The sequence below is a fragment of the Arenibacter hampyeongensis genome, assembly GCF_002909255.1.
GTDB lineage: Bacteria > Bacteroidota > Bacteroidia > Flavobacteriales > Flavobacteriaceae > Arenibacter > Arenibacter hampyeongensis.
In genome coordinates this window covers 1,038,119-1,061,221 of sequence record NZ_PIOB01000001.1, presented here as the reverse complement: position 1 = coordinate 1,061,221, position 23,103 = coordinate 1,038,119, and the positions used below count along the sequence as shown (strand labels likewise).

23 protein-coding genes are annotated in these 23,103 nt (G+C 39.3%); 19 read left to right on the top strand and 4 right to left on the bottom strand.

All coding sequences use genetic code 11. The features are described from left to right. The first annotated feature begins 83 nt into the window (after positions 1 to 83). From miaB to groL, 7 genes are all read left to right on the top strand, one after another. The gene (gene miaB / locus CWD91_RS04335; RefSeq protein ID WP_103439900.1) at positions 84 to 1,529 is read left to right on the top strand and encodes a tRNA (N6-isopentenyl adenosine(37)-C2)-methylthiotransferase MiaB; all 1,446 of its coding nucleotides are present in this window, start codon (positions 84 to 86) and stop codon (positions 1,527 to 1,529) included. 3 nt (positions 1,530 to 1,532) lie between these two features. Beyond that, entirely contained in the window at positions 1,533 to 2,801 is a 1,269-nt protein-coding gene (locus CWD91_RS04330; protein WP_103439684.1) for a sigma-54 interaction domain-containing protein, read from the top strand. A 100-nt stretch (positions 2,802 to 2,901) separates the two neighbouring features. Next, on the top strand, positions 2,902 to 3,420 hold the full coding sequence (locus CWD91_RS04325) for an LptE family protein (protein ID WP_103439683.1): 519 nt from the start codon (positions 2,902 to 2,904) through the stop codon (positions 3,418 to 3,420). 3 nt (positions 3,421 to 3,423) lie between these two features. Next, complete coding sequence (locus CWD91_RS04320) at positions 3,424 to 4,353, top strand: hypothetical protein (RefSeq protein WP_103439682.1); 930 nt, start codon at positions 3,424 to 3,426, stop codon at positions 4,351 to 4,353. A gap of 3 nt (positions 4,354 to 4,356) precedes the next feature. Next, positions 4,357 to 4,725 carry a preprotein translocase subunit SecG gene (gene secG / locus CWD91_RS04315; protein ID WP_103439681.1) on the top strand — a complete coding sequence of 123 codons (369 nt, stop codon included), beginning with the start codon at positions 4,357 to 4,359 and terminating at the stop codon, positions 4,723 to 4,725. Positions 4,726 to 4,867: 142 nt separating this feature from the next. After that, the gene (locus CWD91_RS04310) at positions 4,868 to 5,146 is read left to right on the top strand and encodes a co-chaperone GroES (protein ID WP_103439680.1); all 279 of its coding nucleotides are present in this window, start codon (positions 4,868 to 4,870) and stop codon (positions 5,144 to 5,146) included. A gap of 103 nt (positions 5,147 to 5,249) precedes the next feature. Then, positions 5,250 to 6,884 (top strand): chaperonin GroEL, encoded by a 1,635-nt coding sequence (gene groL / locus CWD91_RS04305; protein ID WP_103439679.1) that lies wholly within the window; start codon positions 5,250 to 5,252, stop codon positions 6,882 to 6,884. A 104-nt stretch (positions 6,885 to 6,988) separates the two neighbouring features. On the opposite strand, the gene CWD91_RS04300 is transcribed toward groL, so the two are convergent. From CWD91_RS04300 to CWD91_RS04290, 3 genes are all read right to left on the bottom strand, one after another. Further along, the gene (locus CWD91_RS04300) at positions 6,989 to 7,348 is read right to left on the bottom strand and encodes a heavy-metal-associated domain-containing protein (RefSeq protein ID WP_103439899.1); all 360 of its coding nucleotides are present in this window, start codon (positions 7,346 to 7,348) and stop codon (positions 6,989 to 6,991) included. Positions 7,349 to 7,388: 40 nt separating this feature from the next. After that, positions 7,389 to 9,563, bottom strand: a complete 2,175-nt coding sequence (locus CWD91_RS04295) for a TonB-dependent receptor (protein ID WP_239985660.1) — start codon at positions 9,561 to 9,563, stop codon at positions 7,389 to 7,391. Between the two features lie 163 nt (positions 9,564 to 9,726). Next, a complete protein-coding gene (locus CWD91_RS04290) occupies positions 9,727 to 10,128 on the bottom strand; it encodes an HYC_CC_PP family protein (protein ID WP_449371720.1) in 402 nt (133 codons plus the stop codon). 168 nt (positions 10,129 to 10,296) lie between these two features. Here CWD91_RS04290 and CWD91_RS04285 point away from each other — a divergent pair, with 168 nt between their 5' ends. From CWD91_RS04285 to rodA, 6 genes are all read left to right on the top strand, one after another. Then, a complete protein-coding gene (locus CWD91_RS04285) occupies positions 10,297 to 10,749 on the top strand; it encodes a GAF domain-containing protein (RefSeq protein ID WP_103439677.1) in 453 nt (150 codons plus the stop codon). A 93-nt stretch (positions 10,750 to 10,842) separates the two neighbouring features. Next, complete coding sequence (gene purH, locus CWD91_RS04280; protein ID WP_103439676.1) at positions 10,843 to 12,375, top strand: bifunctional phosphoribosylaminoimidazolecarboxamide formyltransferase/IMP cyclohydrolase; 1,533 nt, start codon at positions 10,843 to 10,845, stop codon at positions 12,373 to 12,375. 55 nt (positions 12,376 to 12,430) lie between these two features. Continuing rightward, entirely contained in the window at positions 12,431 to 13,459 is a 1,029-nt protein-coding gene (locus CWD91_RS04275) for a rod shape-determining protein (protein ID WP_103439675.1), read from the top strand. A gap of 116 nt (positions 13,460 to 13,575) precedes the next feature. Then, positions 13,576 to 14,397: a rod shape-determining protein MreC gene (gene mreC / locus CWD91_RS04270; protein WP_103439674.1), complete on the top strand. Its 822-nt coding sequence runs from the start codon at positions 13,576 to 13,578 to the stop codon at positions 14,395 to 14,397. A 492-nt stretch (positions 14,398 to 14,889) separates the two neighbouring features. Next, a complete protein-coding gene (gene mrdA, locus CWD91_RS04260; RefSeq protein WP_103439672.1) occupies positions 14,890 to 16,758 on the top strand; it encodes a penicillin-binding protein 2 in 1,869 nt (622 codons plus the stop codon). Next, positions 16,748 to 18,031: a rod shape-determining protein RodA gene (gene rodA / locus CWD91_RS04255; protein ID WP_103439897.1), complete on the top strand. Its 1,284-nt coding sequence runs from the start codon at positions 16,748 to 16,750 to the stop codon at positions 18,029 to 18,031. Before mrdA ends, rodA begins: the two co-directional genes overlap by 11 nt. Here the strand turns inward: rodA and CWD91_RS04250 are convergent. Beyond that, positions 18,028 to 18,840, bottom strand: a complete 813-nt coding sequence (locus tag CWD91_RS04250) for a DNA/RNA non-specific endonuclease (protein WP_103439671.1) — start codon at positions 18,838 to 18,840, stop codon at positions 18,028 to 18,030. The genes rodA and CWD91_RS04250 overlap by 4 nt on opposite strands. A gap of 192 nt (positions 18,841 to 19,032) precedes the next feature. Here CWD91_RS04250 and msrB point away from each other — a divergent pair, with 192 nt between their 5' ends. The 6 genes from msrB (at position 19,033) to CWD91_RS04220 (ending at position 23,034) form a co-directional block, all read left to right on the top strand. Beyond that, entirely contained in the window at positions 19,033 to 19,497 is a 465-nt protein-coding gene (gene msrB, locus CWD91_RS04245; protein ID WP_103439670.1) for a peptide-methionine (R)-S-oxide reductase MsrB, read from the top strand. After that, positions 19,487 to 20,038: a peptide-methionine (S)-S-oxide reductase MsrA gene (gene msrA / locus CWD91_RS04240; RefSeq protein ID WP_103439669.1), complete on the top strand. Its 552-nt coding sequence runs from the start codon at positions 19,487 to 19,489 to the stop codon at positions 20,036 to 20,038. Before msrB ends, msrA begins: the two co-directional genes overlap by 11 nt. Before the next feature lie 108 nt (positions 20,039 to 20,146). Beyond that, complete coding sequence (locus CWD91_RS04235; RefSeq protein WP_103439668.1) at positions 20,147 to 20,641, top strand: peroxiredoxin family protein; 495 nt, start codon at positions 20,147 to 20,149, stop codon at positions 20,639 to 20,641. A 223-nt stretch (positions 20,642 to 20,864) separates the two neighbouring features. After that, positions 20,865 to 21,161, top strand: a complete 297-nt coding sequence (locus tag CWD91_RS04230) for a GNAT family N-acetyltransferase (RefSeq protein WP_103439667.1) — start codon at positions 20,865 to 20,867, stop codon at positions 21,159 to 21,161. 7 nt (positions 21,162 to 21,168) lie between these two features. Next, positions 21,169 to 22,737 (top strand): protein adenylyltransferase SelO, encoded by a 1,569-nt coding sequence (locus CWD91_RS04225; protein WP_103439666.1) that lies wholly within the window; start codon positions 21,169 to 21,171, stop codon positions 22,735 to 22,737. A 45-nt stretch (positions 22,738 to 22,782) separates the two neighbouring features. Beyond that, a complete protein-coding gene (locus CWD91_RS04220; protein WP_103439665.1) occupies positions 22,783 to 23,034 on the top strand; it encodes a peptide methionine sulfoxide reductase in 252 nt (83 codons plus the stop codon). The last annotated feature ends 69 nt before the right edge of the window (positions 23,035 to 23,103 follow it).

The window sequence follows — 23,103 nt, the reverse complement described above, 5'->3', positions numbered from 1 at the left end:
ATTTTTAACTGTCAATATGTCATATTTACCTATATAATACTATCTTTGCAAACTCTTAAAGATGACGATGAATGCATAATAAAATGGAGAAGACTATAGACGAATCTGTTCAAGGAACTGCCATAACCATTGCGGAAAAAGAAAATAGCACTAGAAAACTATACATAGAAAGCTATGGTTGCGCCATGAACTTTTCTGATAGTGAAATTGTTGCCTCCATTTTGTCCAATGAAGGCTTTAGCACTACCCAGGATCTGGAAGATGCAGACTTAGTCTTGGTGAATACCTGTTCAATTCGAGAAAAAGCTGAACTCACCATTCGCAAGCGCTTGGAAAAGTTTAATGCTGTAAAAAGACATCGGCCCCATATGAAGGTGGGTGTTCTTGGTTGCATGGCGGAAAGGCTAAAAACCAAATTACTGGAGGAAGAAAAAATTGTAGATATGGTGGTAGGCCCGGATGCATATAAGGACTTACCCAATCTTATTCAAGAAGTAGATGATGGCAGAAATGCCGTAAACGTAATCCTATCCAAAGAGGAAACCTATGGGGATATTTCCCCGGTACGTCTCAATACCAATGGCGTTACCGCCTTTGTATCCATTACCCGTGGTTGTGACAATATGTGTACCTTTTGCGTAGTACCCTTTACCCGTGGGAGGGAACGTAGCAGGGATCCACAATCTATTTTAGAAGAAGTGAACGACCTTGCCCATAAAGGATATAAGGAAATTACGCTGTTAGGCCAAAATGTGGACAGCTACCTATGGTACGGTGGAGGGTTGAAAAAGGGGTTTGAAAAGGCCACTGAAATGCAAAAAGCAACCGCTGTTGATTTTTCCAATTTATTGGAGATGGTGGCATTGGCACAACCAAAAATACGTATCCGCTTTTCCACTTCCAATCCACAGGACATGACCCTGGATGTGGTAAGAATTGTAGCAAAACACCAAAATATCTGTAATTACATTCATTTACCGGTACAAAGCGGCAGCGATCGCATTTTAAAGGAAATGAACAGATTACATACCAGGGAGGAATATTTGAAACTGGTTAAAAACATTAAGGAAATAATTCCGGATTGTACCATTTCCCAGGACATGATTACCGGTTTTCCGTCCGAAACGGAAGAAGACCATCAAGACACCCTTTCCTTGATGAGGGAAATACAATATGACTATGGATATATGTATGCCTATTCCGAAAGACCTGGCACTGCTGCAGCTAGGAATATGGTAGACGATGTGCCTCAAGAGGTGAAAAATAGAAGATTAACAGAGATCATTGCCCTACAAAGGGAACATAGTCATATCCGGAGCAAACAACAACTTGGAAAAACCGTAGAAGTTTTAATTGAGGGACCTTCCAAAAAATCAGATTTGGATTGGATGGGCAGAAACTCACAAAGTTTTGTTGTGGTATTTCCTAAGGAAAACTATAAAAAAGGCGATTTTGTAAAGGTCGAAATTATAGATTGCACCTCGGGTACATTAATAGGAAGACCTGTAGGATATTCCAATAACAATTAGAAGATGGAATCGATTCAATCAATTAAACAGCGCTTTGAAATAATTGGCAACGATGTAAAACTTAATCGCGCCATTGAAAAGTCCATCCAAGTATCACCGACGGATATCTCCGTATTGGTCACTGGGGAAAGTGGTGTTGGAAAAGAAGCCATTCCTAAAATTATACACTCCCTTTCACATAGAAAACACGCCAAATATATAGCGGTCAACTGTGGGGCTATTCCCGAAGGCACCATAGACAGCGAACTTTTTGGACATGAAAAAGGGGCCTTTACAGGAGCCACCGCCACCAGGAGTGGTTATTTTGAGGTGGCCGACGGTGGAACTATTTTTTTGGATGAAGTTGGGGAATTGCCTTTGACCACCCAAGTACGACTTTTGAGGGTTCTGGAAAATGGAGAGTTTTTAAAAGTAGGTTCCTCCCAAGTCCAAAAAACAGACGTAAGAATAGTAGCTGCGACCAATATCAACATGTTCGAAGCCATTAAAAAGGAAAAATTCCGGGAAGACCTATATTATCGCCTAAGTACTGTTGAAATTAACATACCCCCTTTGCGCGAGCGCAAGGAGGACATACACTTATTGTTTAGGAAATTTGCTTCGGATTTTGGCCAGAAATATAAAATGCCCACGATTCGCTTGGATGATGATGCGGTACAATTACTATTAAAATACAGATGGCCGGGAAACATTAGACAGTTAAGGAATATTGCAGAACAGGTATCTGTCCTGGAGGAAAGCAGGATTATCAACCTAGCTACCTTAAATGGTTACCTACCCAGTTCAAGCAATACCAATTTGCCGGCCGTTGTAGGAAAAGAAAAAAAAGAAGGCGATTTTAGTACGGAAAGGGAGATATTGTACAAAGTGCTTTTTGACATGAAAGGCGATTTAAACGATTTAAAGAAATTAACATTGGAGCTGCTTAAACACAACGACAGCGAGAAAGTACAGGAAGAAAACGAAAATCTTATCCGAAAAATCTATGGTGACGATGAGGAGGATTACACGGAACAAGAGGAAAGCCGCAATAAAATTTTGCAGCTTCCCGAGCCGTATACCGAAAAACCAATAATTAAAACTCCCCAGGTGGATAAGTATGATTTTGCGGAGGAAATACAAGAGGAAGAAACCTTATCTTTACAGGATAAGGAAATTGAGCTCATAAAAAAATCCTTGGAACGAAATAAGGGAAAAAGAAAAGCGGCCTCTGCAGAATTGGGCATCTCGGAACGCACCCTTTACCGTAAAATAAAACAGTACGACCTATAACAGTAGGCAGTAGGCAGTAGGCAGTAGGCAGTAGGCAGTAGGCAGTAGGCAGTAGGCAGTAGGCAGTAGGCAGTAGGCAAAAATTAAAAAAAATAAATTAATGATCCGGAGTAAACATATTATTTTGATGCTGGTTGTAGTGGCAAGTATTTCTGGATGTGGTATCTATAACTTTACCGGGGGAGATGTGGGAACGGCAAAGACCTTTCAGGTGAATTATTTTCAAAACTATGCCTCCCAAAATCCAGGATCTACTTTTGAACCGGGGATGGATAGGGATTTTACCTTGTCACTGCAGGATCTAATATTAAACCAGACGAGTCTGGACCTTGTCAAGTCCAATGGGGATTTGCTGTACGAAGGCGAAATTGTGGAATACCGAATTTCTCCCATGTCGGCCACCTCCCAACAAACAGCTGCTCAAAACAGGCTGAGTATTGGGGTAAACGTAAGATTCTTTAACAATACCAAGGAAGATGTTGACTTTGAACAACGGTTTTCCTTCTTTTACGACTATCCTGCCAATTCGCAATTGGCCAGTGTTAAGGATGAGGCACATCAAATAATTTTTGAACGTATTACCCAGGATATTTTTAATAAATCGTTGGCTGATTGGTAATTTATGAATGTACAGGACTTTACATATCTATTGCAAAACCCGGACAAGGTGGTTTCCCCCGTGCAGACCAATCAACTGGAAGATGTATTGGCCGAGTACCCCTATTTCCAAGCAGCCAGGGCCATGCACCTTAAAGGTCTAAAGAACCTCAACAGTTTCAAATACAACAACGCCCTTAAGGTTGCTGCGGCATATACAGCGGATAGGGATATTCTTTTCGATTTTATTACCTCCAAAGATTTTCTACAGAACACAATCGCCGATTCTATTTTGGGGAAGGCCACCACATTAAATGATACGCCAACAATTTCGGAAGAGATAGTTTCGGAATTTAAAAAAGAGAGTGCACTAATTGAAGAATCGGAAGACGAGCCCTTGCCCAGGACGGTAAAGGATGCTGACAATATTTTGGACCCCTCCCTTTTTTCTTCCAAAGACCCGGATATAGACAAATCCATCTCGGACGATAAAAAAAAAGCTGAAGAGGCACTGGAAATCGGGAAACCGCTGAATTTTACCAAAAAAGAAAAATATTCATTCGGGGAATGGCTTCAGTTAACCTCGCAAAAGGCACAAAAACCAAAGTCGGGATCGGATTCTGCAAAAAAGGCAGTTCACAATAAGCAGTCTAAATCAACACCAAAAGAAGACAAGCTAAAGAAGAAGAAATTTGATCAGATCGACAAATTTATTGAAACAAACCCCAAAATTGTTCCCACGGCCAATGCGACCAAAGTAGCTATCAAGGACTCCCTTACCTTTGATAAAAATGAATTAATGACGGCGACTTTAGCCAAAGTTTATTTGGAACAAAAGAAGTATAAAAAGGCCATTCAGGCTTACAAAATTTTAAGTTTGAAATATCCAGAAAAAAGTAGTTTCTTTGCAGACCGAATTAAAGCGGTAGAAAAGATACAACAAGAAAATAATTAAATAATGAATACAACATTTACAATATTCTTGGTACTGATCATCCTAGTTTGCATCCTATTGATGCTTGTTATTATGGTGCAAAACCCTAAAGGTGGCGGATTGTCTTCTTCCTTCGGTGGAGGCGGAACCCAAATTGTAGGAGGAGTAAAGAAAACTGGAGACTTTTTGGATAAGAGTACTTGGACTTTGGCAACTATATTGGTTGTTTTAATTTTGCTTTCCAACGTAGCAATAAAGGGAAGTTTTAGTGATTCCGATTCAAAATTACTTAATGGGGACCCAATTGAAACCACAGCACCCGATGCTTTACCAGACACACCTATCTCAGCACCTGCCACTAACGGTACAAACAATACCGACAGTGTTCAATAATAAGAGAAAACACCTTTAAAATATCAAAAATGCCAGCTTACGTGACAAGCTGGCATTTTTATTTAACAAAGTGTCAGTTTTAAGGCAATGGCATAATTTCTGCCTACTATAATCAAACTTAAAAACATAAAATCTAAATAATATGGCTAAAGTTAGCATTAAACCATTAGCGGATAGAGTTCTAATAGAACCTATGGCTGCCGAAACAAAGACTGCATCAGGTCTTTACATCCCAGATACCGCAAAAGAAAAACCACAAAAAGGTAAAGTAGTTGCCGTTGGTCCTGGAACCAAGGATGAAAAAATAACCGTTAAAGTTGGGGATACGGTTTTATACGGTAAGTATGCAGGTACCGAGTTAAAGCTTGAGGGCACCGAATATCTTATGATGCGCGAAAGCGACATTTTGGCAATCATATAACATTGCTATTATTCCCTAAAAGCTGGGAATATTCCAAACAACAAACTAAAGAGTATAACTAATTTCATTCCGTTTTATTTGGAATGATAAATGAAATTAAATTATGGCAAAAGATATAAAATTCGATATCGATGCAAGAGACGGCCTGAAAAGAGGTGTTGATGCATTGGCAAACGCAGTAAAAGTAACCTTGGGACCCAAGGGTAGAAACGTAATCATCAGCAAATCGTTTGGTGCTCCGACCATTACCAAGGATGGGGTTACCGTGGCCAAAGAAATTGAATTGGCAGATGCTCTTGAGAATATGGGTGCTCAAATGGTAAAGGAAGTTGCTTCCAAAACCAATGATTTGGCAGGTGATGGTACAACTACCGCAACAGTTCTTGCACAAGCGATCGTAAAAGAAGGCTTGAAGAACGTAGCAGCAGGTGCTAATCCTATGGACCTTAAAAGAGGTATAGACAAAGCTGTAGAAGCTATTGTTGCGGACTTGGCCAAACAAACCAAAAAAGTAGGTGACTCTTCAGATAAGATCAAACAAGTTGCCGCTATTTCATCCAATAATGATGAAACTATTGGTGACCTTATTGCCCAGGCTTTTGGAAAAGTAGGTAAAGAAGGTGTTATCACTGTGGAGGAAGCAAAAGGAACAGATACTTATGTCGATGTTGTAGAAGGTATGCAATTCGACAGAGGATATCTTTCCCCATACTTCGTCACCGATTCAGAAAAAATGACAGCCGATTTAGAGAATCCTTACATATTATTATATGATAAGAAGATTTCTTCTATGAAGGATTTGTTACCAGTATTGGAGCCAGTAGCACAATCAGGAAAACCTCTTTTGATCATTGCAGAAGATGTTGATGGTGAAGCCTTGGCTACATTGGTAGTAAATAAATTGAGAGGATCTTTAAAAATTGCCGCTGTAAAAGCTCCAGGATTTGGAGACAGAAGAAAGGCAATGTTGGAAGATATTGCTATCCTAACAGGTGGTACCGTAATAGCCGAAGAAAGAGGCTTTACTATGGAAAATGCAACCTTGGATATGCTAGGTACCTGTGAGAAGATCACCATAGACAAGGATAATACGACCATTGTAAATGGTGCCGGTGTTCCTAAAACTATTAAAACTAGGGTAAACCAGATTAAATCTCAAATCGAATCAACTACCTCTGATTACGACAAGGAAAAATTACAGGAACGTTTGGCCAAATTAGCCGGTGGTGTTGCTGTTCTTTACATTGGCGCTCCTTCCGAAGTAGAAATGAAAGAGAAAAAAGATAGGGTTGATGATGCCCTTCATGCTACAAGAGCAGCTGTTGAAGAAGGTATTGTAGCCGGTGGAGGTGTTGCTTTATTAAGAGCCAAATCTGCACTTGTTAAAATAAAGACTGAAAATGCCGACGAAGAAACAGGCGTACAAATAGTTGCTAGAGCTATAGAATCTCCGTTGAGAACCATCGTTGAAAACGCTGGTGGAGAAGGTTCTGTAGTAGTGGCCAAAGTATTGGACGGCAAAGGGGATTTTGGTTATGATGCCAAATCAGAAACCTATGTTGATATGATCAAAGCCGGTATTATTGATCCAACTAAAGTAACTAGAATTGCATTGGAAAATGCAGCTTCTGTAGCCGGAATGATCTTGACTACTGAATGTGCCTTGACCGACATTAAAGAGGAAGCTCCTGCTGGCGGCGGACATGGCCATGGTGGCGGTATGCCAGGAATGATGTAAGTTTTAAAATTTACAACAATAAAAAAACCGCATTTGGAATTCCAAATGCGGTTTTTTGTTTATTGACATCGAACGATGGAAAGAATATCTAGATCGCTCCACTTTTATTCATGGTGTTGACCGTCGTCCGAATTATCCTCACGATACTTGCAACAAGGATGTACACTTTCATAAGCTTCATCAGTTGCCTTTAATTCCTTGGTATCATGACCTACCCCTACAATAGCAGTTTTTATGGCCATCGAATTTGTTTTTCGCTCATCAATAATAACAGATAATTGATGCGTTGGAATATCCCAAAGCGCATATTTAACCCCTTTTACCCCTAAGGCGGCCTCCTCGATCCTTTCCTTGCACATGACACATTTTCCATTGACCTCAAAACTCATTTTCTTGTTTTTCTCCTGACCATAGCCAGCAACGGTCAATACTCCAAATATGGCTCCTATAAATAAATTTTTCATTGTTATACTTTTCATGTTGAATAATTAATATCTCATAAAGTTATAATTTATATCTAAATCCTGCATAAAACATTCTGCCCATTATAGGACCATGTATTATTGTAGTATCAAAATTTGGACCAAATGGATTGTCTGCGCTTAATACAGGGTCATCTTGAGTATAATCTGCCAGATTCTCACCACCAATATATATTTCGAAATTATCATTAAACACTCTTGTCACCTGGGCAATCATCATACTATGGGAGGGAGAAAATTCTGCCAATCTAAATTCTTCAGGATTGTTGGAGGTATTTGGCAAACGCTGCCTTCCCTGCGAATGAACGGTATAATCCATACGCCATGAGGAACCATTCTCCTTAGGAACGGAAGTATAACCCAAGTTAGCAAAAAATCGATGTTGGGCCTGCAAAGGTTTTTGTAAGGTGCCGCTTAGGTAGTCGGTTTCTACATCGTAATATTTATAGGCCGTCCTTAATTCAAAATTCTTTAAAACCTTATAATTTATTTCAAATTGAAAGCTTTTGGCCAAACTTTTTCCCACCAAATTATAAAACGATACCTCCAAGGGATTCTCCCAATCCACTACCACTTGATTTTTAAAATTGGTAATGTAATAATCCAATGTTATGTCACCTGTTCTACCCATCAAATTAAATCCCTGAATAAAACTAGCACCATAATTCCAGGCATCTTCGGGATCCAGGCCATAAATACTGCTATTATCCCCTAGAATCCTTATCTGTCTTGAAGAGGCAAACAATTGTTGGTTTTCGGCAAAGATGTTGGCTGCCCGTTTTCCACGGCCGAAAGACGCCCTGAAGCTTCCTCTTTCCCAGGGCATATAGCGCACATGCAATCTGGGAGTAACAAAAGTCCCTAATTTATTGTGGTTGTCCACCCTAATGCCAGCAGTAAAACTCAATTCCTTTAAATTATCGTAACTATACTCAAAAAAGGCACCAATAGATTTATCCACTCTGGAATAATCCAAGGTATTTACCATTTCCCCATAGCCGTCATAAGCAAAGGTCAGACCTGTTTTAAATTTACTTTTGGTATCCCCTATAATGGAATTGAACAGCAGATTGGAATAGATGCTTTCATGATCTATATTATATTCATTAAAGCCAAAATAAGAATCCTGTTTATGGATATTGTAGGCCGTTTGAAAACCAATGCTCTGAAAAGGTAGCTCCGGAAATACATAACCCAATTTCAACGATGTATCAAACCTTCTGGTATTTATTTCACCTCCCCAAGAATTGGCAGTGAATTTATCTATACTAGGTACAAAATTTGTTTGCCCTACTTGTTTGTCATCATTTAAAAAACGAAGATTAATAAAACTCACCCATCCGGTACTTGGGTTTTGGTATTGCCATCTGTTCAAAACATTTATTTGATTGCCCAAGGGAGCATCCAAAAACCCGTCTGCATTATCATCCTCCTTCACATCCCGTCGGTTGGCATGGAGATATAGCCCAGTACTCCATTTATCGGTCAAGTTCTTGTTTAAGTGGGTATTTAATTCCAAACGGCCATTCAAATTGGCATAGCCATTAACAAATAGGGGATTGTCCGTTAAGGGTTTTACCAATTCCGTATTAATTTGACCGGAAATACTTTCGTAACCGTTAACTACACTCCCGGCCCCTTTTGTAATCTGTATACTTTCTACCCAAGTTCCAGGTGTAAAGGTAAGTCCATAGGCCTGTGAAGCCCCCCGAACCATAGGAATGTTTTCTTGGGTTATCAATAAATAAGGACTGGTAAGTCCCAACATTTGAATTTGCTTGGTACCTGTGAGGGCATCGGAAAAATTAACATCAATCGCCGGATTGGTCTCAAAGCTTTCGGAGAGATTGCAACAAGCTGCCTTTAATAATTCGGCACTGTTTATAGTGACCACATTCTGTGGGCTAAAAAACGACTTCTGTACAGATTCCCGCTTTTTCCGGACCACCACCTCATTTAACTCATTGGATGGCTTTAACCAATGATGAATCGCTTTAGGGGAATTGACCAACAAAGTGTCGGACTCAAATCCCACATAGCTTATCACTAACCGGTTAAACTCCTTTTTAAACGGTATAACAAAGCTACCATCCTCTTTGGTAATGGTGCCAGTCTGGGAATTTAACCAATACACATTGGCACCTGCCAACCCTAGGTGGTTGTTTTCAGGGTTGGCTTCCATGACCATACCCGCCATATTATTTTGGGAAATAGCCAAAAACGGAATCCACAATAAAATACTTATAATAAAATTCTTCACTTGATCTTTTTAATATTAGTTCAGTATTCAACACACAAACACAATCGTCCTTTCCCAAATCGATGACTGGAAAAGAAACAAGACTACGAACTACATAAAATCAAATTAGAAAAACCTGATCCAGGATATGAATATCCTTTACCAAAATGGGCGGTGGATAATCGGCATGGGGAACAAGTGGCTGAGCCTTGGGCTGAAATAGGCTTATATGGTAAGCTACATAGGCCACCAAGAATAATTGATGGCCCAGATCAATGTCATGGTAGGATATTTTTAAATCGTCCTGCCCCGGGATAGTAATAACTTCAAGGGCACAGCAGGGATTACCTTTTTTATCAAAGGTGGCATTTACCAACCCTACATCCATCCCGCAGGTGTCCGCCTCATGAAAAAAAGCAATATCGACCAAAGAACCAAAGCAATAGTGCTTCTCTATCGTCCAAGAAACAGTAGAAGCCAGCATAAAAAATGCCATCAACATAGCTAGTATTTTTTGGATCATTGGTTTCATGAATGCAAAAATAATCAAAAGTTGGAACTCTATGATTTACCTATAAGATATTAACTGAAAATTAAGGATAAAATTGTCTGTACTAAAACTGAAACAAAAGTTTAAACCCCAATAGAGAGCAAAATTGGAAATAGCCCTACTTTTGCAAAAAATAATTTTATGCTTACTACATTAAGGGCAAAGGTTTCAGCAATTACAAGTAATGATCAAAAAAGTAATACCCAAAAAATGCAGGGCATTTGCGATTTACTAAAAGACAATGTCCCCTATTATAACTGGGTAGGGTTCTATTTTAAAAATGGGGACAAAGATGAGTTAATATTGGGTCCCTACGCCGGTGCACCAACAGACCACACCATAATTCCATTTGGAAAAGGCATTTGTGGACAGGTGGCAGTATCCAATCAAAACTTTGTGGTTCCCGATGTACATGCCCAGGATAATTATATAGCTTGCAGTATAACCGTTAAAGCGGAAATTGTTGTCCCTCTTTTTCTAAATGGTGAAAATATTGGACAAATAGACATAGATTCCAATACTCCAGACCCATTTTCCGAAGATGATGAACGATTTTTGGAATATGTGAACCAAGAGGTAGCAAAAATTCTTTAAAACTTTAGGGCGATTGTTAATAAACGTACTGCTTTTTAAGTACAAAAAAATTACATTTGTGTCCTTATAATCCAAAACAACAATCACAACAAAATGAGTACCACTAAAAAAGCTTCATCAGCCTTAATTTCTGTATTTCATAAAGATGGTTTAGAGCCATTGGTAAAAAAGTTTAATGAATTGGGAATTACCATCTATTCTACCGGTGGCACCGAAGTATTCATTAAGAATTTAGGTATTGATGTAGTGCCAGTAGAGGACGTCACCAGCTATCCATCCATTTTGGGCGGCAGGGTTAAAACATTGCACCCCAAGGTATTTGGTGGGATTTTGAACCGTCAGGACAATAAGAGTGATCAGGACCAATTGAAGGAGTTTGAAATTCCGCAGTTGGATATTGTTATTGTAGACCTATATCCCTTTGAAAAAACAGTTGCAAGTGGTGCTTCTGAACAAGATATTATTGAAAAAATAGATATTGGTGGAATTTCATTGATACGTGCGGCCGCCAAAAATTACAAGGATACACTTTGTGTTTCTTCCATGAACGACTACGACGAAGTCCTGGAATTGATAACCAAAGGTAATGGAAGTACTACTTTGGAAGACCGCAGACGTTTTGCTACAAAATCTTTCAATGTTTCATCACATTATGATTCAGCGATATTTAATTATTTCAACAAGAATCATGAAGAGGCTTCGTTTAAATTAAGTGCAGTTGACGGACAAGTGCTACGCTATGGTGAAAACCCCCATCAAAAAGGGTTTTTCTTTGGTGATTTCGACGCTATGTTCAACAAACTTCACGGCAAGGAACTTTCTTACAATAATTTGCTGGATGTGGATGCTGCCGTAAACCTTATTCAAGAATTTAAGAATGACGAACCTACCTTCGCTATTTTAAAGCACAACAATGCCTGTGGTCTTGCAACCAGACCAACTATTCACCAGGCATATGTAGATGCTTTGGCCGGTGATCCAGTATCCGCATTCGGAGGAATCTTGATCAGCAACGTTGAAATTGACAAATCTACTGCGGAAGAAATTCACAATCTATTTTGCGAAGTAGTTATTGCTCCAAGCTACACTCCTGTTGCCCTAGATATTCTGAAGGGAAAGAAAAATAGAATAATCCTGGTTCAAAATGAGGTTGAACTCCCTAAAATGACCGTTAGAACATGTTTAAACGGGGTTTTGGTACAGGAAAAGGATGAAAAAACAGATCAAATTTCAGACCTAAGCAATGCCACTGACAAAAAACCTACGGACAGGGAATTGGAAGATTTAATATTTGCCTCTAAATTATGCAAACACACAAAAAGCAATACCATTGTTCTGGCAAAAAACAAACAATTATGTGCCAGTGGTACAGGGCAAACTTCTCGTGTTGATGCACTAAACCAAGCTATACACAAGGCTCAGTCCTTTAATTTTGACCTTAATGGTGCCGTATTGGCGAGTGACGCCTTTTTTCCTTTTCCGGATTGTGTAGAGATTGCGCATAAAAGTGGAGTGACCAGCGTTATACAACCTGGTGGGTCTATCAAGGACCAACTTAGTGTAGATTACTGTAACGAAAATGGAATTGCCATGGTAATGACTGGTACACGTCATTTTAAACATTAATTTTATTACATTTAACGATCAAATTGACTTTTAAACCGAAATATAACAACATAAAATGGGATTCTTTGATTTCTTAACCGAGGAGATTGCAATAGACTTAGGTACTGCCAACACCCTCATCATTCACAACGACAAAGTGGTGGTAGACAGTCCATCTATTGTGGCCAGGGACAGAATAAGTGGAAAAATCATTGCCGTAGGCAAGGAAGCCAATATGATGCAAGGCAAGACCCATGAAAATATTAAAACCATACGCCCTCTAAAAGATGGCGTAATTGCAGATTTTGATGCCTCTGAAAAGATGCTAATGATGTTTATAAAGAACATTCCTGCATTAAAGAAAAAATGGTTTCCACCAGCGCTTAGATTGGTAATTTGCATCCCTTCCGGAATTACGGAGGTGGAAATGCGCGCCGTTAAGGAGTCGGCAGAACGTGTAAATGGAAAGGAAGTTTACCTTATTCATGAACCAATGGCTGCGGCCATTGGTATTGGCTTGGATATAATGCAGCCTAAAGGAAACATGATCGTTGATATAGGGGGTGGTACTACCGAAATTGCGGTAATTGCCTTGGGTGGAATCGTTTGCGATAAATCGGTTAAGATTGCTGGTGATGTATTTACCAACGATATAATCTATTACATGCGTACGCAGCACAACCTATATGTTGGGGAGAGTACTGCCGAGAATATAAAGATCACGATTGGTTCGGCCACAGAAGATCTACAGACCCCGCCGGACGAAATGTCGGTTCAGGGTAGAGACCTTTTAACCGGAAAACCAAAACAAGTCTCCATTTCCTACAGAGAAATAGCCAAAGCCCTTGACAAATCCATTTTAAGGGTAGAAGATGCGGTAATGGAAACGCTATCACAAACGCCTCCCGAACTGGCTGCGGATATCTATAATACAGGTATATATTTAGCTGGTGGTGGTTCTATGCTTAGGGGTCTTGACCGACGTTTGTCCCAAAAAACGGATTTGCCCGTTTATATTGCGGAAGATCCATTAAGGGCGGTTGTAAGGGGGACCGGTATTGCTTTAAAAAATTTGGAGCGATATAAGAGTATTTTAATTAAATAGTTCATATAATCCCCTGCACTTAGAACTACCTTTTATCATGGCAACAATTAGCAAATAGGCATTAATTCCTTAATTGGCAATTGATCGATTTAGGATTTACAAAACAATTTAAGTGAATGCAGCAGATTATCAACTTTATATTAAGATATAAAAATTTCTTGCTATATCTTTTCTTGTTGACTATATCCTTAGCGCTTACTGTACAATCCCATTCCTATCACCATTCCAAGTATTTTAATTCCTCCAACTGGATAACGGGAAATATTTATAAAACCACGAGTAGTATAACCACCTATTTTGGATTAGGCGAGGAAAATAAAAAGTTGGTGGAGGAGAATAAGCGTTTGCGCACCCTTCTTTTTAATCAAAAAAAGGAAGATTCCATGCAATTGGACACTGCCAATACTATTTACAAAGTCATTGCCTCCCAAGTAATTAAGAACAGCTACGGACTGCCCCGTAATTATATTACGATCAACAAAGGGACCATAAATGGGATTAAACCCGATATGGGGGTAATTACCTCCAATGGCATCCTTGGAATAGTAGAAAATACCTCCAAAAATTTTGCAACGGTACAAAGCATCCTGAACACTAAATCCAGGGTCAACGCCAAAATCAAAAACACCAACCATTATGGCTCATTGGTATGGGACACAAAAGACTTTAATACGGTGCAACTTGTCGACATTGAAAGGTTGGTACCACTTAAGATCGGGGACACCATTGTTACGGGTGCAAGTTCCAGCATCTTTCCTGAGAATATTCCGATAGGTGTTATCAAGAAATTTGATCTGAACAACTCGCAAAGCTCCTATAGCTTGGATATTAAGCTTTTTAACAATATGGCTGCCGTTAAAAGCATCTATGTTTTGGACAATGTGCAGAGGGAAGAAATAATTGAATTAGAAGCCAAAACCAATAATGATTCGCAATAGCTACTTTATTAATATAATTAGATTTGTACTATTAATTTTGGTGCAGGTATTGGTCTTTAATAAGCTCAATTTTTTTGGATATATCAATCCAATGGTGTATATTCTATTCCTGTACTGGTATCCCATTAAGGAAAAAAGGCAACTGTTTCTTCTTTTAAGTTTTTTACTTGGCTTTATGGTTGATCTGTTTTCGGATACCGTTGCCTTACACGCCGCCGCCACCGTAACCATTGCTTATTTAAGACCAACCATAATGCGCTTTTGTTTTGGGGTGAATTATGAATTTCAAAATTTTAAACTAACCAACACCACTAGGGCACAACAAATTACATTTTTAGCGTTATTAATAATAATACACCATTTGGTTTTCTTCACTCTAGAAATTTTCAGTTTAGCAAATACACTGTTAATTTTGAAGAAAGTTTTATCTATCAGTACAGCCACATTAATATTGTGCTTATTGTTAAGTTCACTTTTTAGTGTTAAAAAAGAATGAGAAAAATCTTATTATCCTCTATTATATTGCTGGTTGGAATAACTTTTATCGGTAGATTGTCATATCTCCAGATTTTTAGTTTTTCCCCCAATCAAATATTGGAAGATCCCGCCATTAAAAAAGTTTATGACTATCCGGAAAGGGGCTATATATACGATAGAAATGGAGAACTCCTGGTAGCAAACCAGCCGGCATATGACGTTATGGTTATTCCAAGGGAGGTAAAACCGTTGGACACCCTTGCATTTTGTAATCTTCTTGGAATTGATAAAGAAAGGTTTGTATCCCAGCTAAAGAAGGCGAGAGTGTATTCCCCTAGACTTCCTTCCGTGTTGGTACCTCAGCTTTCAAAAGAGGACTACGGACGGCTTCAAGAAAAAATGAGACGATTTGAAGGGTTTTATATTCAAAAAAGATCATTGAGATATTATGACACCAATAGTGGCGCCAACGTTTTAGGGTACATAAGTGAGGTAAACGAATGGGACTTGGAACGAAATCCTTCCTATGCTGCTGGAGAACTAAAGGGGACCACGGGCATTGAAAAGGAATACGAATCAATCCTTAGGGGACGTAAAGGAGTAAAACACATACAGAAGGATCGATTTAATAGGGATATTGGCCCTTATAAGGACGGTACTTTGGATACACTTCCGGAACAAGGCAAACAAATAACCGTCACAATAGACAAATTGCTCCAGGAATACGGAGAAAAGTTAATGACAGGTAAACACGGAGGGGTAGTTGCCATTGAACCGGCCACCGGTGAAATATTGGCCTTAATTTCTGGTCCAACCTATGACCCCGCCCTTTTGGTGGGTAGGGAAAGATCCAAGAACTACAGTAAATTACACTACGACACTATTTCAAAACCAACTTTTGACCGTTCCATATTGGCATCACAATCGCCTGGATCGCCATTTAAGACCCTAAATGCCCTCGTAGCACTTCAGGAAGGGGCAATTACACCTGAAACCACTATTCATTGCTACAACGGATTCTATGTGGGAAAAAGGAAAAGAGGCTGCCATTGCGGAGGAGGAAGCAGAAATTTAAATTCTGGGATATACCTATCCTGTAATGCATATTTTGCTGGAACTTTTCGCAAAATATATGACCAATTTCCGACCTCTGCCGAAGCCATGGATGTCTGGGAAAAGCATATGAAAAGTTTTGGTTTGGGCACATTTTTGGGTTACGACCTGCCTACCGGAAGACCGGGGAGAATTCCAAACAAGGAATATTATAACCGAATTTACGGGGAAAAAAGATGGTCTTCCTCTACCATTATTTCAAATTCCATAGGTCAGGGAGAAGTAGAGGTTACCCCTATCCAACTGGCCAACATGACTGCAGCCATTGCCAATAGAGGACATTATTTTACACCACATGTGCTGAAAAAAATCGGCGGTGAAAATATTAGCATTCCAGAATTCACCAAGGCCAAACATACCACCATTGACAAAAAACATTTTGAACCGGTAGCCCATGGAATGGCCGAAGTTTATAAAAAAGGAACAGCAAGTCGCCTACAAATTGAAGGTATCGAAATTGCAGGTAAAACAGGAACCGTTGAAAACTTCACAAGAATTGATGGGGTACGTACCCAACTCACGGATAACTCCGTTTTTGTTGCCTTTGCCCCAGTTGACAATCCAAAGATCGCCATTGCGGTATATATAGAAAATGGATACTTTGGATCCCGTTTTGCCGGGCATATCGCCTCCCTAATGATTGAAAAATATCTAAAAGGCGAAATAACCCGGGTAGATCTGGAAAAAAGAATGTTGGAAAAAACTTTGGAGGAGGAATATGCAAAGCCCTATAGTGGACAACCCTTTAAAATAAATGAGCGTGTCTGGTAAAAGTGTCCTTAAACGCTTAGACTGGTTTAGCGTTCTTATATACATTTCCTTAGTTTTTATAGGTTGGATAAATATCTATTCAAGCACCTTCACAGAGGACAACCCTTCTATATTCAATTTTGCTTCATTGCATGGAAAGCAATTGTTTTTTATAGGAACCAGTGCAGTTGCAATTATTATTATCCTGGCCTTGGAAGCAAATTTTTACGAACGATTTTCAAGTCTGTTCTACATTATATCCCTTGCACTGCTCTTGGGCCTCTTTGTGTTTGGAAAAACTATTGCCGGGGCTACCTCTTGGTACGACCTTGGATTTTTCAACCTACAACCATCAGAATTCGCAAAAGTTGCCACCGCCCTGGCATTAGCCAAATATTTAAGCGATATACAGACCGACATTAAGCGCCAGAAAGATCAAATGGTCTCCATATTGATAATTTTGATTCCTGCTTTCTTGATCATTCCACAACCAGATCCAGGAAGCGCCTTGGTCTTCTTTGCCTTGATCTTTGTAATATTTAGGGAAGGTCTCCCTCTTTATTATCTGAGTATAGGAGTTATGGTGATCCTTATTTTTATTTTAACACTTATGTTCGGTACCATCTGGGTAGCCATAATCCTAGGACTCTTATTAGCTTTGTTCCTGTTATTGAAAAAGCCATCATTCAAAGTACCCGTAATCCCGGTTACCCTTATATATGTAGCTGTCGTTTTATTTTCACTTTCGGTTAATTTCGTTTATAATTCGGTTTTTGAACAACGCCATAGAGACCGGTTCGGTCTTTGGCTTCGATTGGAAAAAGACCCCAAGAAATTGGAGGAAATCAGAAAAACAATAGGGTACAATACCTATCAATCTGAAAAAGCCATTGAATCGGGCGGAAAATACGGTAAGGGATTTTTGGAGGGAACGAGAACCAAGGGCGACTTTGTTCCGGAACAACATACAGATTACATATTTAGCACGGTAGGTGAGGAATGGGGATTTATTGGTACGGCAACTGTTGTTATTCTCTTTACATTAATGCTTTTAAGACTGGTACATTTGGCAGAGCGACAGAAAAATGCCTTCAGTCGTATGTATGGCTATGGCGTTATCTCCATTTTATTCATACATTATTTCATAAACATAGGAATGGTTATCGGAGTTCTGCCCACCATAGGTATACCACTACCCTTCTTTAGTTATGGAGGTTCCGGACTACTATTTTTCACCGCCTTATTGTTTATTTTTCTAAAATTGGATGCGAATAGACTAAATGAATTGACCTAAAATTTCCAACCTTCGGTACTTAAGCTGGCTTCCAATAAATCTTCTTGATCATCTGGCAAATTTGGGAAGAAATCTATTCCGGTCATTTTTTCCAGATTGTCGACCGAGACTACAAATTGATTCAATTTTCCGTTATCTTCCCTGTGGGGGAAAAGAAAAGCTATAATCCTGAGATTCTTACCCTTGCCTTTTGCAATAATTTTATAATAAAAATTTGGAACCGCTACCTCCTCTTCACCAATACTGGGCAAACCTTTCTCCAAAACTCCGGCAGTCGCAACAAACAAAGGTCCGTCTTTTTTGGCCCAAAAGCGTAGCTGCTGTTCTAGCCTATTCCAGATTCCTCCGTTAAAATCCCTATCCTGAGGGCTAATATTACTGGTGTAAAAGGTTTCATTATATGCAAATTCCGAGAATCTGCGATCACCAGCAGGACATAGATGGCCCCTATCATATCCAGAACCCTTATAGTTTCTCCAGTCTGCAGACTTGGTCCTAACCATGGGGTCTTCTAAAAAAAAAGGTCTTTTTCTATCATCCTGGGTCAAATGCGATTTATCCAAAACATAAACCACCCACTCGGCCTGTTCATAGGCCTCATTATAGGATAAGGCAAAATGGGCATGTTGCACTATATCACCAGTGGTAGAACTTGGCCACAGTAGCTCTGGGATTTCAGTCCTACTTCCTTCCCCTTTAGGAAGTGTATATGGGGCAGGAGTGTAGAAATTTTCAAACATCCAAAATAGAACCACACAAACCAGTAACAGCGTAGTATAAATGACCCTATTTTTGTTATATTTATTCATAGTGTAAATATAAATTAAAGTTGTCAATTGGGATTTAAGGCCCTTGTAAGTTTAGAGGTGTTGGAACGACGAAATATGGGAATTGAAAAGGTTATTGGACCAAAAAATTCCGACACCCCAATAGTCTTCAAGCATCCCAATTAGATCAATACCGAATACTATTTAAAAATTATTAAAGAAAGGAAAATTTTTATGTTGACATGGAAAGACATCATCAACTTCAGTGTTAAGGGAAATCCACAACCTGATAAAAGGGTTGAAAAAACTGAGGAGGAATGGAAACAACTGCTAACTCCTGAACAATTTAGAATCGCCAGAAATAAAGGTACGGAAGCAGCGCATAGTGGAGCGCTTTGCAGCACCCATGATGCAGGAAAATATAGTTGTATTTGTTGCGACACACCTTTGTTCGACTCTACTATAAAATTTAATTCCGGGACCGGTTGGCCCAGTTTTACACAGCCTATTAAAGACAATGCCATTAAATACCATAAGGACACTTCTTATGGTATGGTCAGGGTAGAAGTAATGTGCAATACCTGTGATGCCCATTTGGGGCATGTATTCCCGGACGGACCGGAACCCAGTGGGCTACGTTATTGCATAAATTCAGAATCCATGAAAATAATTAAAGAAAGGGTGACCGATGAAAAATAAAAAATTAGAAACCGCTACTTTTGGTGGTGGATGTTTCTGGTGTGTTGAAGCCATATTTCAGGAAGTGAATGGTGTAGAAAAAGTTATTTCCGGATATACAGGTGGAAATGCCCCAGGAAAACCAACTTATAGGGAAGTGTGTTCTGGACTTACTGGCCACGCCGAAGTAGTTCAATTGACCTTTGACGCCAATATTATTCCCTACGAGGACATCCTTTTAGTTTTCATGACCAGCCACGATCCAACTACCCTAAACCGTCAGGGGGCTGACGCCGGCACACAATATCGTTCGGTAATTTATTATCACGATAATGCCCAAAAGGAAAACGCAGGCCTGGTATTAAAGGAAGTGGCACCATACTTCGACAAACCAATTGTAACAGAAATTAGTCCGTTGGGCACATTTTACGAAGCTGAAGAGTATCACCAGGATTACTATAGAAACAATCAGTCCCAGGGTTACTGCAGTGCCGTTATTACCCCAAAGTTGAGCAAGCTACGAAAAATGCATGCCGATAAACTTAAAAAAGTAAAAGTGTAATTGTGCCTTAAAATAATCGGGTGTACCGTTAAGAATTAAACAGATTATAAAAACACATCCCTACAACTATAGAATTTGTGTTGAACAAAACTGGAAAGGACCCAATATATGACTGATAGCACCTCAAATGACAAGAATATTTTTAAAGCTCGTGAATTAGGGGTAGAACAATGGATCGATGCCAATGGAAATATCACAAAGGCCATTAAATTGTCCGATTTTCAGGGAAAATTCAAGGTTGTCTATTGTTTTCAAAGTTGGTGCCAAGGATGTCATAGTAGAGGATTTCCCGCGCTTAAGGAAATGGTTACCGCTTTAAAAGACAACAAAAATATTGTTTTTATGGGCATTCAGACCGTTTTTGAAGGACACGATTCCAACACCTATGACAAGATATTGGAAACCCAAAAGCAATACGATTTAAAAATCCCCTTTGGCCATGATCCCGGTGATGAAAGTTCCAACAATATTTCGAAGGTCATGGTAAATTACCGAACGGGAGGAACACCTTGGTTTATTTTAATAGATCAAAATGATAGTGTGGTTTTTGCCGACTTTCATCTTAACGTAACCAATGCCATTGATTTTTTAAAGTCGATTTAATAGGCGGGCACCTATACCTTTATGGTACCAAAGGATGCCATACAACCAAGTTCTATAAGGGTTGACTAAAATGGCGTAATTTTCTTCCACTTTTTTGGTAGTGACAGTCAATTATTGCCAAGCCAAAGATTTGCATAATTTGAATAAATCAAGAAAACTTAATTTTCCTACGCTACCGGTGGCTTAAAAAATTGATAAATTCTATCGAAAAAGAACCAAATAAATGGATAACAATTTAACAACAGGTAATTTAAAGGTGCATCACGATAAAGAAAACAAGAAATTTACCATGGTTATAAATGATGCAACGGCCGTGGTAACCTACAAGCTAGTTGATGGGAAGATGTATTTGACCTATTCCGAAGTACCCTTTAAGCTAAGGGGCAAAGGATATGGCAAGGAACTTGTGGAAGGTACTTTTGAGCAATTGACCAGCGAAGGATACAAGGCGGTAGCCGTTTGTTCTTATATCAAGGCCGTTGCCAGAAGAAGTAAAAAATGGAACTCAATAATAGATTAGGAATCGTATGAATTTAAATATTAAGGATACTTTTAATATAGAACTCCCAGCAGACCCAGTTTTGGAAAACACTAGAAGGCAGGTCATGCAGGCATGCTACTCATTTGTAACTCCAAAATCAACTGCCAAACCGGGAATGATCCACACATCAAGTGAATTGGCATTAGACTTGGGATTAACTAAGAACGACCTTAAGTCCGCTGAGTTCCAGAATATTTTTTCAGGAAACGCCGTTTTACCAGACACGCATCCCTATGCCATGTGCTACGGTGGCCATCAATTTGGCAATTGGGCCGGACAGTTAGGGGATGGCAGAGCTATAAATTTATTTGAAGTTAACCACAACAAAAAACAATGGGCGCTACAACTTAAAGGGGCCGGGGAAACACCTTATTCCAGAACGGCCGATGGCTTGGCAGTATTGCGGTCTTCCATTAGGGAATATTTATGCAGTGAGGCCATGTACCACCTGGGAGTGCCCACCACAAGAGCCCTTTCCTTGGCGCTAACGGGCGACCAAGTACTTCGTGACGTACTTTATAATGGCAATCCAGCTTATGAAAAGGGAGCGGTGGTATGCCGGGTGGCACCTTCATTCTTACGCTTTGGGAATTTCGAAATTTTTTCTGCAAGACAGGATAAAAAAACTTTAAAAGATCTCACCGATTACACTATTCGGCATTTCTTTCCTAATTTGAGTGAAGATTCAAAGGAATCTTATATCCAGTTTTTTAGGGAAGTCGCCAACAGTACCCTCGATCTGATCATACACTGGCAGCGGGTAGGATTTGTACATGGGGTTATGAACACAGACAATATGTCCATTCTTGGACTCACCATAGACTACGGACCTTACGGATGGCTGGAAGGCTATGATGAAGGCTGGACCCCAAATACTACCGACCGCCAGCATAAGCGCTATAGATTTGGCAATCAAATAAATATAGGCCTTTGGAACCTATATCAATTGGCTAATGCCCTATTTCCTTTAATAGAGGATTCAGTAGTACTGGAAGGCATATTAAAGGAATACAGGAAAAATTATCAGACCAAATATTTATCAATGATGAAATCCAAAATCGGACTTTTTGAAACCGATAAAAAGGATGGTGAACTTTTAGGAAGGTTGGAAGACAATTTACAATTAACAGAAACCGATATGACCATCTTTTTCCGAAGCTTGAATAAAATCAAAAAAGACAGCCCTATTGATGATGACTTTTTGGACCCGATTAAGAATGCCTTCTATACCCATGCAGAAGTTGATGTCGACATTCTTGAAATATGGAAAACATGGTTTACTGATTACCAATTAAGATTGCAAAAAGAAAACCTGACTGACGAGCGGAGAAGCGAAAAAATGAATAAAGTGAACCCCAAATATGTTCTAAGAAATTATATGGCACAATTGGCCATAGACCAGGCTGACAAAGGGGATTATACCTTGATCGATGAATTTTTTCAACTTTTAAAGCATCCCTATGACGAACAAATCCAAGCTGAAAAGTGGTTTGCCAAACGTCCGGATTGGGCCAGGAACAAAGTAGGATGTTCTATGCTCTCCTGCAGTTCATAAGCATGCATCCTTCTCACATAACCACAAACAAATTGTCTTGTTTCCATGTTAACAGAAAGAATAAAAGCCATTCCTTTGGGTTACTCCAATGTACTATTTCAAAACAAAAAATACGCAGTAACGCGGTCCAATTTTAATATGGGCAAAAGCATAAAGGTATACGCCGAAGAGTTGGGCGGCAACGATTTTATCAGTTTTAACTTTTATATTACGGAGAAGATGGAGCAGTTAAAACCATGTGAGATGGCAGAAGTCAAGGTAATCAACTTTATAAACAATTTCCTTTTATTGGAATAGGCATCAGACTAATTAATGCCATAAAAAAACCTGCTCTATGAGCAGGTTTTAACATCTTATCCATTTCCA